Source organism: Paroceanicella profunda, assembly GCF_005887635.2.
In the GTDB taxonomy this organism is placed as follows: Bacteria; Pseudomonadota; Alphaproteobacteria; order Rhodobacterales; family Rhodobacteraceae; genus Paroceanicella; species Paroceanicella profunda.
In genome coordinates this window covers 1,560,653-1,577,163 of record NZ_CP040818.1, presented here as the reverse complement: position 1 = coordinate 1,577,163, position 16,511 = coordinate 1,560,653, and the positions used below count along the sequence as shown (strand labels likewise).

General features: G+C 71.0%; 10 protein-coding genes and 1 pseudogene. 7 read left to right on the top strand and 4 right to left on the bottom strand.

The annotated features are described in order from the left end of the window. Window positions 1–566: 566 nt before the first annotated feature. From FDP22_RS07070 to FDP22_RS07060, 3 genes and pseudogenes are all read left to right on the top strand, one after another. Window positions 567–1,184, top strand: coding sequence for a 50S ribosomal protein L25/general stress protein Ctc (locus FDP22_RS07070; RefSeq protein ID WP_138572380.1), 618 nt, complete (start codon window positions 567–569; stop codon window positions 1,182–1,184). A gap of 124 nt (window positions 1,185–1,308) precedes the next feature. After that, window positions 1,309–1,944, top strand: a pseudogene (gene pth / locus FDP22_RS07065) (aminoacyl-tRNA hydrolase); the annotation flags it as partial. Between the two features lie 681 nt (window positions 1,945–2,625). Continuing rightward, a complete protein-coding gene (locus tag FDP22_RS07060) occupies window positions 2,626–2,973 on the top strand; it encodes a hypothetical protein (protein WP_138572382.1) in 348 nt (115 codons plus the stop codon). A 386-nt stretch (window positions 2,974–3,359) separates the two neighbouring features. Here FDP22_RS07060 and FDP22_RS07055 read toward each other — a convergent pair whose 3' ends face one another. Further along, the gene (locus FDP22_RS07055) at window positions 3,360–4,247 is read right to left on the bottom strand and encodes a sulfotransferase family 2 domain-containing protein (protein WP_138572383.1); all 888 of its coding nucleotides are present in this window, start codon (window positions 4,245–4,247) and stop codon (window positions 3,360–3,362) included. Next, a complete protein-coding gene (locus FDP22_RS07050) occupies window positions 4,244–4,480 on the bottom strand; it encodes an HU family DNA-binding protein (protein WP_138572384.1) in 237 nt (78 codons plus the stop codon). The genes FDP22_RS07055 and FDP22_RS07050 overlap by 4 nt, the downstream gene beginning before the upstream one ends. Before the next feature lie 200 nt (window positions 4,481–4,680). Between FDP22_RS07050 and FDP22_RS07045 the strand changes: the two genes are divergently transcribed. Then, window positions 4,681–5,466: a sulfotransferase family protein gene (locus tag FDP22_RS07045; RefSeq protein ID WP_138572385.1), complete on the top strand. Its 786-nt coding sequence runs from the start codon at window positions 4,681–4,683 to the stop codon at window positions 5,464–5,466. A 34-nt stretch (window positions 5,467–5,500) separates the two neighbouring features. On the opposite strand, the gene FDP22_RS07040 is transcribed toward FDP22_RS07045, so the two are convergent. Next, the gene (locus FDP22_RS07040; RefSeq protein ID WP_170317617.1) at window positions 5,501–6,391 is read right to left on the bottom strand and encodes an NAD-dependent epimerase/dehydratase family protein; all 891 of its coding nucleotides are present in this window, start codon (window positions 6,389–6,391) and stop codon (window positions 5,501–5,503) included. Window positions 6,392–7,044: 653 nt separating this feature from the next. Here FDP22_RS07040 and FDP22_RS07035 point away from each other — a divergent pair. Continuing rightward, window positions 7,045–10,416: a glycosyltransferase gene (locus FDP22_RS07035; RefSeq protein ID WP_138572387.1), complete on the top strand. Its 3,372-nt coding sequence runs from the start codon at window positions 7,045–7,047 to the stop codon at window positions 10,414–10,416. A gap of 421 nt (window positions 10,417–10,837) precedes the next feature. Here FDP22_RS07035 and FDP22_RS07030 read toward each other — a convergent pair whose 3' ends face one another. Continuing rightward, complete coding sequence (locus FDP22_RS07030) at window positions 10,838–11,659, bottom strand: ABC transporter permease (RefSeq protein ID WP_170317616.1); 822 nt, start codon at window positions 11,657–11,659, stop codon at window positions 10,838–10,840. Window positions 11,660–11,826: 167 nt separating this feature from the next. Between FDP22_RS07030 and FDP22_RS07025 the strand changes: the two genes are divergently transcribed. Together FDP22_RS07025 and FDP22_RS07020 are read left to right on the top strand one after the other, a co-directional pair. After that, entirely contained in the window at window positions 11,827–14,094 is a 2,268-nt protein-coding gene (locus FDP22_RS07025) for a hypothetical protein (RefSeq protein ID WP_138572389.1), read from the top strand. Window positions 14,095–14,559: 465 nt separating this feature from the next. Beyond that, a complete protein-coding gene (locus FDP22_RS07020) occupies window positions 14,560–15,816 on the top strand; it encodes a GGDEF domain-containing protein (protein ID WP_138572390.1) in 1,257 nt (418 codons plus the stop codon). The last annotated feature ends 695 nt before the right edge of the window (window positions 15,817–16,511 follow it).

The following is a 16,511-nucleotide window of genomic DNA, read 5'->3' as shown; positions in this document are numbered from 1 at the left end:
GCGCACAACCACCGGTATGCGGCGCAGCCGCCGGCCCGCGCCCGCGGGCCGGCCCGGCCCAACGCGCAGGCTGCAGGTGCGCGCCCATGGCGGGCGCCTGTGGCCGGAGGGGCGGGAGCCCCCCTGACCGCCAGTCCCGGGACCCACGGTCGGTCCGACGCCACCGGCAGCCTGAGCGCCCGGACCGGCCGCCCCGCATGCCCGGCCCCGAACGGTCCCCCCGGGCGCTGACGGGGTCTCCCGCCGGAGGGCCCGGCGCCGCGCGGCTCCCGTCCGACCCGTTGGGCCGGGCCGGCAGGCGCTCCGGGAGGTGGCGGGGACCGGCAGGCCCGCAGCGGCGCTGACGGGCCGCCGGACTGGCGGCGCCGGCGCAGGCCCGGGCAGGCTGGGGAGGCGGGCGCGGACATGGGCCCCTGCCGGAGCGCCCCGGGCCTTGCCCGCATCCCGGGGCACGGCGCCCCGGGGGGTGATTCGGCTTGAAATCGACGCGGGATCGTGTAGGAACCCCCATCCGCGGCGCTTACACCCCTGGAGGATCGCCGCACTCTTGAACAGGAGCAAGCCAAATGGCTGAGAAAATCATTCTCGAAGCTACGGCGCGTACCGGTACCGGCAAAGGGGCTGCCCGGACCGCGCGTCGCGAAGGGCTGGTCCCCGGCGTCATCTACGGCGGCGGCAAGGACCCCCAGTCGATCAACGTGAAGCACAACGTGCTGCTCAAGCAGCTCAAGGCCGGTCACTTCCTCTCGACCCTCATCAACGTGAAGGTCGACGGGCAGGACAACCGCGTCGTGTGCCGCGCCGTCCAGCGCCACGTCGTGAAGGATCTGCCGATCCACGTCGACTTCCTGCGTCTCAGCGAGACCAGCAAGATCAACCTGATGATCCCGGTGGAATTCGTCAACCATGACAAGGCCCCCGGCCTGAAGCGCGGCGGCACCGTCACCGTGGTGCGCCCGATGGTCGAGCTGGTCGTGTCGGCGAGCAACATCCCCGACCACCTCACCGTGGACCTCACCGGTCTGGAAATCGGCGACGTGGTGAAGGCGCATGACGTGGCGATGCCGCAGGGCGCCCGCCCGGCCATCACCGACCGCGATTTCGTGATCGCCAACATCTCGGCCCCGTCGGGCCTGCGCTCGGCCGATGCCGAGGCCGATGGCGAAGAGGCCGAGGCGGAATAATTCCGCCCCGATCCGTGCTAGAAGGAAACGCGTCGCAGCCCCTGCGGCGCGTTTTCGCATTGAGAAGCCCGGCGGCGCGCAGCCCCCGCCACGGGTGCGATGCCGGGAGAGACTGGAGCAGGCCATGAAACTTCTCGTCGGACTGGGAAACCCGGGCGGCCAGTATGCCCGCAACCGCCACAACATCGGCTTCATGGCCGTCGACCGCATCGCGGATGACCACGGCTTCGCCCCCTGGCGCGCGAAGTTCCAGGGCGCGGCCACCGAGGGCCGCCTGGGCGCGGAGAAGGTGCTGTTGCTCAAGCCGAGCACCTTCATGAACCTCTCCGGCCAGTCGGTGAGCGAGGCGATGCGCTTCTACAAGCTCACGCCCGACGACGTGACCGTGTTTCACGACGAACTGGACCTCGCCCCGGCGAAGCTGCGCTGCAAGACCGGCGGCGGCCATGCCGGGCACAACGGGCTGCGCTCGATCCATGCCCATATCGGCGACGCCTATCACCGGGTGCGGCTGGGCATCGGCCATCCCGGCCACAAGGACCGCGTGTCCGGCTATGTTCTGGGAGACTTCGCCAAGGCCGACGCGGACTGGCTGGAGGACCTGCTGCGCGGCATCTCCGACGGCGCGCCCGCGCTTGCGGAAGGCGATACCGGCCGGTTCCAGAACGCCGTGGCGCTGCGCACCACGCCCCAGCGCCCCTCCACGGGCGATGCCAGCGCGCCGCGCGCCCGCCGGGCCGCCCCCGCCGGGCCGACGGAGACACCGCCTCCCGCCGTGGCAGCGGCGAAATCGGGCCCCGCCGGAACACCGGCAGAACCCGACACTGCCGGGGCACGCGCAAGACCGGGCACTGCCGGGGCACCGGAAAAGCCGGCCGCGCCGAAATCTGCGCCGGGCAAGTCCGCGCCCTACAAGGCCAGGCATGCCTCCAACGCCCAGCGCCGCGCCGCGGAGCGGGTGGCCCAGGTGCAGGCCAAATCGCCGGACAGCCCGCTGGCGAGGCTGCTGGCGAAGTTCTCCAAGGACTGACCTCCGCCGCCGGGGCCCGGCGTCACCGCCCTCGTGGAGAGCGATGTGGCGCCTGGCACGCGGCAGCGGGTCCGGGCAGGGGAGCAGTGCGATTCCCCTCAGTATCGGCAGGCGCGACGCCGCCCTCACCACGCTCAAGCGGATGATGAGGCCCCGCGCCCGGAGGCCGTCAGCGCCGGAAATGCGGGCTCAGGACGCCATGTGAAACGGGTTTTCTCGCACCTGCACAATGACTTGGCGGGACCCATCGGGTGTCTGTGGACAATCGTATGCACTTAAGTAACTGATATTGCTGCATATCAGCTATTCGTGATTGGCGATACTCCTGCAGGGCGCCGTGTGGAATGCTGCACTGCAGAAGAGAGGCCCGCATCGGGTGTGCTCTGTAGCTCCAGAATGAAAGTGATTGCGATGAAACCCCTCATTCTCGCCGCCCTGCTGGGCGCCGCCGGCACCTTCACCGCTCAGGCCGACACGCTCACCCTGTCCGCCCCGATGAGCGGCGGCACGGTGCATTCCGGTGCGCTCGACATGTCGATCTACTGGACCCCGTCCGACGAAGCCTTCGAGGTCGTGGCCTTCTACACCGCCCGGGGCGACGACGCCGCGCCGGGCAAACTGCAGATGCGCCTCGAAGACGGCGACCGCGTGGTCTTCGGCCTGCCGGGCCACGCCGGCACCGCCTTCAGCTTCGAGCGCACCGCCGGGGCCCTCACCGTCATCGCGGCACCGCTGCAGACCGAACTCGCGCTGAACTGACCCCGCGCCGGGGCCGCCCGGCCCGGGGCCATGCGACCACCACAGCCCGCCACGCCCCCCGTGGCGGGCTGACTTGCGTCAGCCTCCACCGGCCGTTGCCCCTGCCGTCAGGCCGGAGAGACAGCCCGCTCCGCCAGACTGGGAAGCAGCGCGGCCGCAAGGGGAAGCGCCCCGCCGAGCCTTTTCGGGGGATAAGGGCGTGCCCCGCGGGCCGCCACACGCTGCTGGTGGGATGTCGTGAGCTGTGCGGCGGGTGCACCCGCCTCCGACACCCGGTCATTCCGGGGGTCCGGCGCCGCCCTGCCCCGCAGGCGCACCGTGCGGGCGCGGGCTCATCCGGGCTGCGGGGCCTGCGCGCGGCCGATGGGTGCCGCGCGAAGCGCCCGTCAGTCCGAGGCGTCGACGGTGTCCGTGTCGGCGTCGGCGCGGGGGTTCTTCGCCCGCCACTCCTCCGCATATTCCTTCAGGATCTCGTTGAGCTCCTCGCGGACGTTGCGGAAGGCGATCTGCACCGCGTTGTACAGCGCCTGGTCGGCGCGGTTGTTGTCGCGGATGATCTCGAGGATCTCCGGGTCGACCTCGTCGGCCGCGTTCTTGCGCCCGGACACCCGCAGCGCCGCCTTCTGCTTCGTCGGATGCCACAGCATGGTCGACAGGATGCGGTAGCTCGGGGTGTAGAGCTTCTGGCTGCCGATGAAATGGAAGCGCTTGAAGGCGAAGGCCGGCAGGTGCGCGGGCGCGATGCGCCGGCGGCCGGCGATGAACACCGCCATCTTGTTCGTGGCTTCCGAGGAGCGCGCGAAATCCCCCAGCGTGGGGAAGCGGGCGATGAAGCCGGCCGGGTCCGCATGTTCGGGGCTGCGCGAGTAGTGGTACTCCGAGATCACCCGCTCCACCGGGTCACGCACGAAGGTGAACAGGTGCACGCCGGGGATCGCCTCGCGGATGCTCTCCACGTTCTCGAAGCGCAGGTGGCCGGAGGCGGAGCGCAGCTGCTCCTTGCCCAGGTCGTCGATGAACTGCTGCGTCGCGGCGTCACGCCGGTCGATCATGCTGCTCGAGCGGTCCATGTAGGCGATGTGGATGTTGCGGTAGGGGCCGCGATGGCGCGCCAGCTCCGCCGACAGCGAGGACCCCGCGGTCTTCGGGATGTGCTGGAACACCCACATGTCGGCCTTGCGCATCGCTTCCATGTAGTCGCGGATGCGGCCGGGCCGGAAATCGGCAAAGGTGAGCGGTTCGCCGCCCGCGTCGGTCAGTCCGGCGTCCGTCACGCGGGATCCTCCGCCTCGGCGCCGGCGGCCTTGCGGCGCACGAGGACGATGCGTTCCTTGCCATCGGCGGTCTGGCGCTTCATCAGCCGGCCGAACCCGGGCAGGAACACCACTTCGGATGCCTCGATCTCGGTGTCGAGCACCGAGAAGAAGCCGCGCAGGGCACGCTGTGCGTCACGGGGCGTGACGCCGCTTTCGGCGCTGACGCGATCGGCGAGCTCCTTCAGTGTCATGGCAGTGATCCTTTCAATGCGCTCAGCCGGACGTGCCGGCCCCCCGGCATCCTCATCCGGGCGGGAGGCACGGCTTCCAGACTGATAGTGACGGGGGCGGTGAAGTCAAGTCGGAGCGCGCCGGCCGGGCGGCATCTGGGGCTTGCCTCCGCGACCCCAGCAGGTAAGGATTGCGGGAGTTCAGCCAGCCGGGGAAAAGGATGAGTTTCAGCGACCTCAAGCGAGGCCACGTCGTGCAGTACATCGAGGATCACAAGACCGAAACCGGCCTGTGGTTCCTGCACCACATTCCGAAGACCGCCGGTTCTTCGCTCGCGCAGGAGCTTGCAACCCGCCTGCGCCCCTACCGCAACATGGCGATCGACTACCAGCCCGACACCTCCTTCACCGGCGACATGATGAGCGCCGCGGTGACGCAGTTCATCGAGAGCGGCATGGCGCTGAAATGCCGTTCCGCCTCCGGGCACGTGTTCGCGCCGCATATCCGGCAGATCGCGAGGGCCGTGCCGGACGTGTCGTTCTTCACCTACCTGCGCCACCCGGTGTCGCGCATCGTGTCGGAATACCGCTACTGCCGCACCGAGATGCACCCGCCCTGGCGCAATTTCATCACCCGCTACCCGACGATCGACGCCTTCGTGGACGAGCCGCTGGAAGCCAACAAGATGAGCCGCTACCTGTTCGGCACCGTGACCATCGCCCCGGAGGCCGCGCGCGAGTTGCTGTTCAGCCGCTACGCCTTCATCGGCCTGCAGGAGCGCTATCCGCTGAGCTACCTGCTGATGTCGCGGATGATGTGGGGCGGCTCCGCCCCGCAGGCGAAATCGCGCGTGACACCCTCCACGGCGGAGAACGCGGTGGAGATGACCGCCGATCTTCACGCCCGGATCCTGGCGAACAACGCGCTGGACATCTCGCTCTACAAGGCGGTGTCGGACGTCTACGCGGACATCGCCTCCGAGGCCTGGGACATGGCCGCCGCCTGACCCCTGCCGGCCGCGGGTGGCCGGTGCGGCGCCGTCAGGTCTGCTGCGAGATGCGGCGGGTTTCCCACCATTCGGCGGTGGCGAGCAGGCCGGATTCGATCGCCGTGCTCGGGCGCCAGCCCAGCTCGCGGAAGGCGAGAGAGATGTCGAGCACGTTATGCGCGACGTCGATGCGCCGGGTGGGCTCGAACACCAGTTCGAGGGTGCGGCCGGAAATGCTCTCGACCATGCGCGCCACCTCACGCAGCGAATAGCCCAGGCCGGAGCCGATGTTGATCGCCGCTTCGGGGCCGGTGTAATCCACCCCTGCGCAGATCGCCTCCGCGAGGTCCTTCACGAAGATGAAATCCCGCACCGCGGAGCCATCCCCCCAGATCGACATGCTCTCGCCGCCGAAGGCACGGCGCATGGCCATGGCGATGAACCCCTGCCCGTTGCCGGCATTCTGCCCCACGCCATAGGGATTTGCGATGCGCAGCGAGACGGTGTGCATGCCCCGCAGGTCCCGCAACACGCGCAGGTAATGCTCGATGGCGAGCTTGGAGACGCCATAGGCGTTGCGCGGCTGGGTGGGGGCCGTCTCGGGCAGGGCATCGGGGCTGTCGATGCCGTAGACCGTGCCGCCGGAGGAGGCGAAGACGAAGTTGCGCACTCCCAGCTCGCAGGCGATCTCGGCAATCTTCATCGTGGCATGGACCGAGGCCATCACCTCGCCGGCGATATCGGCGTTCGAGGTGGCCGGCAGGCTGGACGGGGCGAGGCAGATCACCGCGTCGCAGCCCGTGAGCGCGTCGCGCACGAAGGCTTCGTCGGTGAGCGCGCCCTGCCGGAACTCGAGCCGGGAGTGATTTGCCAGATGGGGCGACATCCGCTCCACGATATCCACCGCGACGACGGTGTTGCCGCGGGAGAGGCATTCGGACACGACATGGCGTCCGATAAATCCGGCTGCTCCGAGGACGCAGATCCTGCTCGGCTTTATCAGTGGCATCCAGACCCGCTTTCAACTGTGCAGCGGCCTGAGGGTAGCCCCTGCCGCGTACATAGGCAATATATTCCCCCGGAGCGGCGTGTCACCCCGGGAAATCGCCCCGGTGCGCCGCGGCCCGGCGATTTGCCCGCCAGGCCGGCGCCGGCGCGCCCGGCCCCCCCGCGCGCCGTGCCGGCCCGCCCGGCTCCGCCCGTGTCGCGCACTCGTGCCGGAGCCCCGGCACAGGTGCGCTGGTCTTCCGGATCACGGGGACCGGGACGGACTGGCGGGGCCGGCACGGCGCGCGGGGGGCGGGCGAAGCAGCGCCGGATCTCCATCCCGGGCGGCACATCGCCGGATCTCCGGGCCGGGCGACGCCTCGCCGGATTTCCAGTCCGGCCAGCGCCTCACCGGATCTCCGGGATGCGACGGCCGGGATGCGGCGCGGCGGAGGGGGCCATGGCCGGCGCGGCCTGCGGGGAGCGGGCCGCGCTGACGACGGATTTACCATCTCGGGCTAGGCATCCCTGACGGGAGCCGCTAGTGTTCCGCACGCCCGATGTGAGCAGCAGGCACCGGGCATAACGCGGTCTGTTCAAGGGAATGCCATGCGGGACAAAGTGGACGTGGACCCAAGGGTATTCGATCCGACATTCTACCTCGCCCACTATCCGGATGTCGCAGACTCCGGCGAAGACCCGGAAACCCACTACATGACGAAGGGCTGGCGCGAGGGGAAGGACCCCTCGGCGCATTTCAGCACGACGGAATACCTGCAGCGCTACCCGGACATCCGCGCCGCGGACATCAACCCCTTCGTGCATTTCGTGCGCCACGGGTATGACGAGGGGCGCCGCACCGGCCTGTCCGCCAGCGCCTCGGCCGATATCGCCGGGCGGCTCTCCGTGCTGCTCGCGCATGAGGCCACCCCGCCGGAGATGACCGAGCGGGAGCCCCCCGCAACCCCGGAGGAGCTGGCGGCGCTGCTCATGGGCAGCCGGCAGTTCAGCTCCAGCCATTTCGCCCGCCAGACCGGCGCGCGCGGCAGCCGCGCCGAGCTGGTGGCGCGCTACCTCGACACGCCGCCCGGCCGCCGCCCCGCCGCGAGCCCGGATTTCGACCCCGGATTCTATCGCCGCACCTACCTGTCCGACGCGCCGGAGGGCGACCCGCTGATCGACTGGGTGCTGCGCGGGCAGGCCCTGGGGCATTACCCCAACGCGCTGCGCGCGGAGGCCGACACGCGGCTGATCCGCACCCGCGCCGGCATCGACCGGCGGCACTACCTCTGGTCGCTCGGAACCAAGCCCGTGCACGCCGACACGGTGCGCGACTACGTGCTGCACGGCGCGCCGCTGGGCGCCGAGCCCCGCCAGCGCTTCGACGGCGATTTCCTGCGCGACACCTACATGCGTCGCGCCGGCATCTCCTGCGCGCCCTACGCCTATTTCCTGCGCAACCGGCAGCGCCAGTGGATGTTCCAGGACATCCACGAGCTGGCCGCCGCCTATCAGGCGCTGAGCGAGGTGGAGGCCTTCGACCCGGGCTGCTACTCCGCCCTCGCCGGCATCGACCCGGAGCGCATCGACCCGCTGCTGCACTACATCCTGCGCGGGGTGCAGCGCGGGCTGCCGACCTCGCCGGATTTCCACACCGGCTTCTACCTCGCCACCTACCGCGACCTGCAGGCCGCCCGGGTGAACCCGCTGCTGCATTTCTGGCGTCACGGCCGCCACGAGGGCCGCCGCGCCGTGCCGCCCACCAAGGCGCTGCCGCGGCGCAAGCTCTCCACGCCGGGGGGCAAGCGCGCCACCCCGGGCCGGCCGCGCGCCATCGTGGTGAGCCACGAGGCGAGCTTCACCGGCGCGCCCATCGTGGCGCTCAACATCGCCCGCGCCCTCTCCGCCACCCATGACGTGATCACCTGGCTGGGCAAGACCGGCCCGCTGACCCCGGATTTCGCGGAAGTTTCCACCCGGATGATCATGGAATTTCCCCCGGTGCTCACCGGCGTGTCGCTGCTGGAGGAGATGCGCGCGGAGGGCGGGATCGACTTCGCCGTGGTGAACTCCGCCATCTCCGGCGCCACGCTGGAGCCGCTGAAGCTGGCCGGCATCCCCGCGCTGCTGCTGGTGCATGACTTCGCGAATTACGTCTACCCCCGCGGCAGCCTCTCGCGCATGGTGCTCAACGCCGACATCTCGGTGTTCCCGGCGCAGATCGTGGCGGACGCGGTGGCCGACGAGATGAGCCACATGGGCCTCGCCACCCTGCCCGGCACGATGCGCATCGCCCACCAGGGCTACAACGGCACCGGCCGCTCCGATTCCGCCGCCATCACGCCCCGTGCCATCCGCGAGCGGCTGGGCCTCACCGACAGGCCGGACGTGCGCATCCTGTTCGGCGGCGGCTGGGTGCAGCCGCGCAAGGGGGTGGACCTGTTCCTGCAGGCCGCCGCCCGGCTGGCGCAGGACCCCGGGCAGGAGTGGCGCTTCATCTGGGTGGGCGGCAACTACCGCCCGGATGACGACATGATCGTCTCCGCCTATCTCGCCGACCAGGTGGCCAAGAGCGGGCTGGCCGACAGGTTCGCCTTCTTCGAGGAGCAGCCGGACCTGGAGAGTTTCTGGGAGGTGGCGGACGTGTTCTTCCTGTCCTCCCGGCTGGACCCCTTCCCCAACATCGCGCTGGACGCGCTGATGCGCGACGTGCCGGTGGTGTGCTTCCAGGGCGCCACGGGCATCGCCGAGCTCACCGACCGCTTCGGCTTCTGCGTGCGCGCGGTGCCGTTCTGCGACAGTGCCGCGGCGGCGGAGGAAATCTCCGCGCTCGGCGCCGGCCTGTCCGGGGTGCATGCGGAGTTCCGCAGCCGGCGCTCCGACCTGGAGATCGCCTTCTCCTTCGAGACCTACGTGGCGCGGCTGATCGGCTTCGCCGAGGAGGCCCGCCGCAGCGCCGCCGAGCAGGCGCAGCTGCGCACCATGCTGCTGGAGCGCCCGCCCGCCGAACTGGCCGCCGCCGCCGCCACCGTGCCCGAATGGGCGCATCTCGCGCGCAGCGGCAGCCCCGAGGTGCGCGCCGCGACCGTGGCCGCGATGCTGGTGAACGGCGGCCCGATCGGTGCCCTGCGCATCGGCGCCGGCGAGCCGGTGGAGCGCGAGGTTCCCGCCTCCGGCCACGTGATGCTGGCCCCGCCGCGCGATGCGCCGGTGCCGCCGGGCGCCTGGATGCTGCATGTCCATGCCCCCGACGCCGATGCCCTCGCGGCACTGGTGGCCGCGGAGATGCTGCCCGAGGCGGCGCTGGTGGTCGTCACCTCGCCGCGGGGCGCGCTGGAGGTGCCCGAGGGCGTGCGCAGCCTTGCCGACCCGTGTTTCGACGCCTTCGACGGGCTGGCCGCCGCGATGGAGGCCTACAGCAGCACGCATGTGAGCCATGCCGACCTGTCGCTGGGAACCGCGGGGCCTGCGGCCTGGTCGTTCGATCCCGCCTTCGTGGGCTCGGTGCTGGCCGGAGACCGGCCGGGCTTCGCCGCCGCGGTGCCGGACTGCGGCCCCGGCTACCTGCCCCGCTCGGCGCTGGAGCGGCTGGGCGGGGAGCTGCCGGAGTCTCCGGTGGCGCCGCTCTTCGCCGGCCTGTTCGAGGCCGCCCGCATGGCGCGGTTCCTCGAGGAGAGCCGGCCCGCCTACGTGGCGCTGCGCGCCGGGCTGGAGCCGCGCGCCGCGACGGCGCTGCGCGCGCTCATGTTCGCCCGGGCCTGCGACGCGGACGGCGCGCTCACCCTCCTGTGCCCGGACCAGGAGGTCGGGCTGGTCGAGGAAATCGACGTCGGCCTGCGCCACGGCGTGCCGGAAGTGCGGCCGCGCGGCGTTCAGGGCGCGCTGCAACCGCTGGTGATCGCCATGCGCAGCGAGAGCCCGGCATCCTTCATGGCCGCGGCCGCGCGGCTCTGGCGCGGCCTGCGCCAGGTGCGCCCCTGACAGCGGGGCGCTGAAGGCCACCGGCCGCCCCCGCCGGCGGCCGGCGCCGCGCGCGGCTCCCGATCATCCCGGGAAGCGCCGCGCACCACCGCCTGCCCCCCATTGCCCCGCAACTTCCACACCCACGCGCCACCCCCGCGACGTGGGACGTGGGACGTGGGACGTGGGACGTGGGACGTGGGACGTGGGACGTGGGACGTGGGACGTGGGACGTGGGACGTGGGACGTGGGACGTGGGACGTGGGACGTGGGACGTGGGACGTGGGACGTGGGACGTGGGACGTGGGAAGACATCGCCCCGCCGCGCCCGGCGGTCAACCCTGCACAGGTCCGTGGCGGCGCCGCCCCCCGGGAAGCCCCTCCACGGAAAGCCCCTCCACGGCGACCCGCACGACCTTCGGCCGGTCAGGACTTCGGCCGGTCAGAACTTCGGATTGACGATGGCGCTCTTGTGCCGGCGCAGCAGGTAGAGGCCGATCACCAGCGTCACCGTCCCGATGCTGCAGACATAGACCGGGTCCACGAAATCGGCGTGGTAGGTGCCGTAGAACCCCGAGCGCATGCGGGCCACGCAATGCATGATCGGGTTCCATTCCAGCACGGCCCGCGCCTGGGACGGCAGGTCCTCCGGCAGGTAGAAGATGCCCGACAGGATGAACAGCGGCCGCATCATGATGCTCCAGACCCGTTGCCAGCTGGGGTAGAAGCTGAACAGGACGCAGTTCAGCGTGCCGATTCCCGTTCCCAGCAGCGCCACCATGCTGAAGGCCGACAGCACGTTGATGAGGTCCAGGTTCACCTGCACGCCCTGGGTCAGCACGATGCCGGTGAGCAGCAGGAAACTGCTCATGCACAGGGTGAGGAAGTTCAGCACCGCGCGCGAGATCACCGCGTCGATCGGGGTGACGGCGGGGTATTGCATCAGCGAGCGGTTGAAGCTCACCGCGCCGCTCACGCTGCTGTGCAGCTGGGAGTACATCTGGTAGGTGATGTAGCCGGTGCCGTAGAACAGCATGAAGCTGGTGCCCAGCGAGGGCGTGCGCACCATGGCCGAAAACACCAGCGAAAGCAGCGCGATGGCGCCGAGCGGCTCGATGATGGCCCAGAGATAGCCGCCGGTGGACTTGCTGTAGGTGGTGGTCATCTCACGCAGGATCAGCGCGAACTGCACCCGGAGCCACTGGAGCCGCGGGCTTCCCAGGCTTGGCGGTGGCGGAGACAACGGTGCGTCAGTATCTGACATCTGGCCTGGCTCCTCGTCTCGTGACCCGGTTGTGACCATGACACCGGGCAAGCCGCAATTGCAATTCCCTGGTCAAGATAGCATAAGCAGGGCATGTTTCGCGGCGTGGTCCGGCGCGGGGACGCGTTCGCGATATGACATAACCGGCGCATGGGAACAACCGCACATTGGTCAACGATACCGAGGACACGCGCAAGGACGCGCCGGAAGAGGCGGACCGTCGCAAGACGGACCAGCCCGGAAACGACGTGCCCCGGCGCGCGGCGCAGGGAACCCGGCCCGAGCGGCAGCAGGGGGAAACCGCCCGGGACGAGGCCGGTGTCTCCCCCGATGCGCCCTCCGGCCCGGACCCTGACGGCACGGCTGCGGCCCCCGGCGTCGGCGACGGCCCCCGCGTCCCCTGGAAGGACCGCCAGGGCGGCCAGCGCTCCGAAAAGGGCGCCGGCCGGAACCGGCAGGGCGGTGCGGGGCGCGAGCCCGGCGCAGGCCGGGCCCGGGAACAGGGCGACACCGCCTCCGATGACACCCAGCGCAGCACAGTCGCTCCCGATGACGCCGCACGCGGGATCCTGCCGGGCGACAGCGCGGCAGAGGGCGGCGCACCCGCCCCGCGCGGCAACGCGGCGCGGGACGACGCCGCCGGCCGGCGCAAGGGCAAGGACGGCAAGGCCGGTGGCGGACAGGGCCAGAAGCGCGGTGATGGACAGGCAGGCGACGGACAGGCAGGCGGCGGACAGTCAGGCGGGGGCCAGGCCGGCAGCGGACAGGGCCGGGGCCGCCCCGGCGTGAGCCAGGATGCGCGCGCCGCGGCCCGGCGCAAGCTGGTCGGCGAGCGTGGCTCGGGCGAGCCGGCCGCGGAGGGCGCGGCACCGGCGGGCAAGCCCGGTGGCCCGGCCCCCTCCCCGACTGCCGGCTCTGCCACGCCCGGCCGGGAGCGCCCCGGCATCTCTCCCCGTCCCGGCCCCGGCACGGACAACTGGGATGAAATCCGCCAGCAGATCGCCGCGCGCCGCCAGGCCGAGCTGCGGGCCCGCGAGGAGGAACGCGCCGCGGCGGCGGCCGCCGCGGCCGCAGGGCCGGCTGCTCCCGCCGAGGCCGCCGACGATTCCCCCCCGGTCAGCGGTGCCGGCAGCACTGCGCCGCGCCGCACCTACGACGACGACGAGGATGACGACGACGACGATCTGCCCCGCCCGCGCGTGACCGCCGAGCGCAGGGACCTCACCGTGGTCCGGGACAAGCCGCTCACCACCCCGCTGGAAACCGGGGTCGGCGCGCCGGTGAAACCCCGCAACAAGATGCGCAACAAGAAGCCCCCGGCGGGACGGCGCCCGCGCCGCACCCCGGCCTGGCTGCTGCCGCTGAGCTTCCTCCTGCTGGTGGTGCTGCCCGGTGCCGTGGTGGTGAACTACCTCTACGAGAAGGCCGCGGACCAGTATCACTCCATCGTGGCCTTCTCCGTGCGCTCGGAGGAGACGCCGTCGGTCTCCGACATCGGCGGGGTCTCGCTGCCGTCGGTCACCGGCCCGTCCGACAGCGACATCCTCTACCAGTTCATCCAGAGCCAGCAGATGGTCCAGACCCTGGACAAGGACCTGGACCTGCGCACCATCTACAACAAGCGCCCGGATGACGAGGTGTTCTCCTTCGGCACCGATCATTCGATCGAGGACCTGGTGGACTACTGGAACTGGGCCACCACGGTGGATTACGATGCCACCACCGGGCTCATCGAGGTGACCGCGCTGGCCTTCACCCCGGAGGACGCGCGCAACATCGCCCAGGGCGTGCTCGACGAAAGTTCGAAGCTGGTGAACTCCCTGTCCACCCAGGCGCGCGAGGACGCGATCAGCTACGCGCGCACCGACGTGGAGGAAGCCCAGGCCCGCCTGCGCGAGATCCGCCTGAAGCTGCGCGAGTTCCGCGACAAGATGCAGACGGCGGACCCGACGCAGGACGTCGCGGTGCAGATGGCGCTGCTCACCGCCCTGCAGCAGAACCTCGCCGAGGCGCTGATCGACCGGGCCGAGCTTACCGAAGTCACCCGGCAGAATGACCCGCGCATCGCGCAGGCCGACCGGCGCATCCGCGCGGTGGAGGAGCAGATCTCGGCGGAGAAGGCCAAGATCGGCAACACCAGCGAGGACCCGGACAGGGACATCCCGCTGGCCAGCACCGTGGGCGAGTTCGAGGAACTGAAGACCGATCTCGGCTTCGCCGAGGAAGCCTACGTGACCGCGCAGAAGGCCTTCGACGAGGCCCGGATCGAGGCGCGCCGCCAGAGCCGCTATCTCGCGCCCCACATCCAGCCCACCTTCAGCCAGGAGCCGCAATATCCGCAGCGCCTGCTGCTGAGCTTCCTGGCCGTGGGAGCGCTCACCGCGTTCTGGGGCGTGCTGATGCTGCTGGTCGTGAACATCTCCGACCGGCGCTGACCCCGGCGTCACCCCCCGCTCCGGGGGTGACAGCCCCCCGGCGGCCCGCCCGGTCACTCCGGGCACAGCCCGCCTTGCCGGACCTGTCGGCGTGGCCGGGAACGATCCCTCGGCCAGCCTCCTCCGGCGCAGTCGGACCCAGCCTCGCGTCCGGACCCCTCAGCGCAGCCAGCCGGACCGCGGCGTCGCCCGGATGCCTGTCAGGCTCCTGACGTCCGCCTGCCGCGCCCCGGCCCTGCACCTCATCAGGCTCTTTCGCGGACGGCTGCGAAGCGGTATTTTCGCGCGGGGGCCGGGCGATGCGGCAGTGCTTGCGCAACGCGCGGGATCTGCGTAAAAATCCGCCAGTATTCAGGGTCAGCCCGCAGTATCGGGCAGGTGAAGCGGTATTCTTCCAGGCGAAAGCGCATGAGGTGTTTGTGGTAACGAACTGTCCCGACCCTCTTCGGACCATGTGCTGACCGCATGGATTACGCATCCATAAACCGGAAGGTCGATCTGAGTATCGTCGTTTCCATCGCCTGCATCCTCGTCCTTCTTTCGCTCCTCATCCTGATACTCGACAATTGGAAGCGCCTGCGCGACGGGCGGCAGGACGGGCTTGCCGAACTCATCGTCGCGCACCTGATGTTCCTCTCCAGCACCCTGCACCTGGCGCTGAACGACCGGGTCTACGTCTGGCTCAACGTCACGCTCATCCTCTCCGGCGTGATCGGGGGGATCATCGCGGGTTTCCTGTCGGTGCTCTCGCTGCTCGGGCTTCCGCCGCGCCGCGCGCCCTGGGTCGCCGCCTGGGTCGGGATCACCCTGTTCCAGTGCGGGGCGGCGCTGACCACCGGCAGCATCCCGTTCCTGCTGCTCACCAGTTCGGCGATCAACGGCGCGCTGAGCGGCTGGTTCGCTTGGGCGGTCTGGAAACAGGCCTCGCTGCAGGCCTTCGGCGGCAGGGCGCTGCTGGCCCTGCCCTTCGCCGCCATTTCCGCCGCCTTCCTCGCACGGCTCGGCCTGCTGCTGGGCGGGGCGCCGAACGCGGCCCTGCTGCTGTCCACCGCCATCATCACCTATGTGCTGGCCTTCTCCGTCTTCCTCTGGGTGTTCGCCACCAGCTCGGTGCGCGCCTTCCGGCTGAACCGCAGCCTGGACTGGGCGGCGCGGCATGACCCGCTCACCGGGCTGGAGAACCGCCGCTCGCTCGCCGAGCTTTCCGCAAAGCGCAGCGGCGGCGAGAGGACGGGGGAAGACGGCAACATCATCTGCTCGTGCATCGACCTCGACGATTTCAAGCAGATCAACGACACCCACGGCCATCAGGTCGGCGATACCGTTCTGCAGGTCGTCGCCGCGCGGCTGCGGGCCATGGCCACCGGCCCGCGAGACCGGATCTTCCGCATCGGCGGCGACGAGTTCGTGCTCTGGCAGGCCGTGGGTGCGGCGGTGGACGTGGAGCAGCACATGGCCGCCATGCTGGGCGCGCTCTGCGCGGAGATCGACGTGGGCGCCGGGATCATCCGGCCGAGCGTGAGCATCGGCTATTGCGACTCCCGCGCGGCCCTGCCGGTGGAAGACCGCATCCGGCGCGCCGACACCGCGCTCTACCTCTCCAAGGGCAACGGCCGCGGGCGGTTCACCGCGCATCAGGATCCGCCGCTCCCCGGGATCGCCCCCGCGCTGCTGCCCGGCTCCGCCCCAGCCCCGCAGGACATGCTCAGCCGCTTGTGCTGACCCGGCACGGCCGGCCCGCCCCCTGCCCGCCATCGCGGCGCGGCGCCGGGAACCGCGCGCAGGCCTCGCGGGAGGCCGCCGGAGGGCGCGCGCTCGGGCGACCTGCAGGCGACTCGGCCTGAGGCGTGGGTTCCGGCGAACGGCCCGCCCCCCGCGGAGGGCCTGGGGTCTCGCGGCGGACATCCGTTCAGGCGGCACGCGGCGGAACCGGACTGTGACGCGGGCTGCGGTGGACGGCTGGCGCTCCCACGAAGGGCCGGGGGTCCGAAGGCGGGCACCCGTTCAGGCGGCATGCCCCGGAACCGGACTGTGACGCGTGCTGCGGTGGACGGCTGGCGCACCTGCGAAGGGCCGGGGGTCCGAAGGCGGGCACCCGTTCAGGCGGCATGCCCCGGAACCGGACTGTGGCGCGGGCTGCGGTGGACGGCTGGCGCACCTGCGAAGGGCCGGGGGTCCGAAGGCGGGCACCCGTTCAGGCGGCATGCCCCGGAACCGGACTGTGGCGCGGGCTGCGGTGGACGGCTGGCGCACCTGCGAAGGGCCGGGGGGCCGAAGGCGGGCACCCGTTCAGGCGGCATGCGCCATGACCGCTCTGTGGCGTGAGGTCCGGTGGATAGCGGGGGCGCGTCGGAGACCGGCTGCGGGCTGCACTGCCGGATGGCGTGGCTCGGGTGGGAGCGGCGCGGCCCGCCCTG

Excerpts from the sequence above, each read along its gene's own strand:
- FDP22_RS07070 (WP_138572380.1), top strand. The coding sequence starts at position 567 with ATGGCTGAGAAAATCATTCTCGAAGCTACGGCGCGTACCGGTACCGGC.
- FDP22_RS07060 (WP_138572382.1), top strand. The coding sequence starts at position 2,626 with ATGAAACCCCTCATTCTCGCCGCCCTGCTGGGCGCCGCCGGCACCTTC.
- FDP22_RS07050 (WP_138572384.1), bottom strand. The coding sequence starts at position 4,480 with ATGACACTGAAGGAGCTCGCCGATCGCGTCAGCGCCGAAAGCGGCGTC.
- FDP22_RS07045 (WP_138572385.1), top strand. The coding sequence starts at position 4,681 with ATGAGTTTCAGCGACCTCAAGCGAGGCCACGTCGTGCAGTACATCGAG.
- FDP22_RS07035 (WP_138572387.1), top strand. The coding sequence starts at position 7,045 with ATGCGGGACAAAGTGGACGTGGACCCAAGGGTATTCGATCCGACATTC.
- FDP22_RS07030 (WP_170317616.1), bottom strand. The coding sequence starts at position 11,659 with ATGTCAGATACTGACGCACCGTTGTCTCCGCCACCGCCAAGCCTGGGA.
- FDP22_RS07020 (WP_138572390.1), top strand. The coding sequence starts at position 14,560 with ATGGATTACGCATCCATAAACCGGAAGGTCGATCTGAGTATCGTCGTT.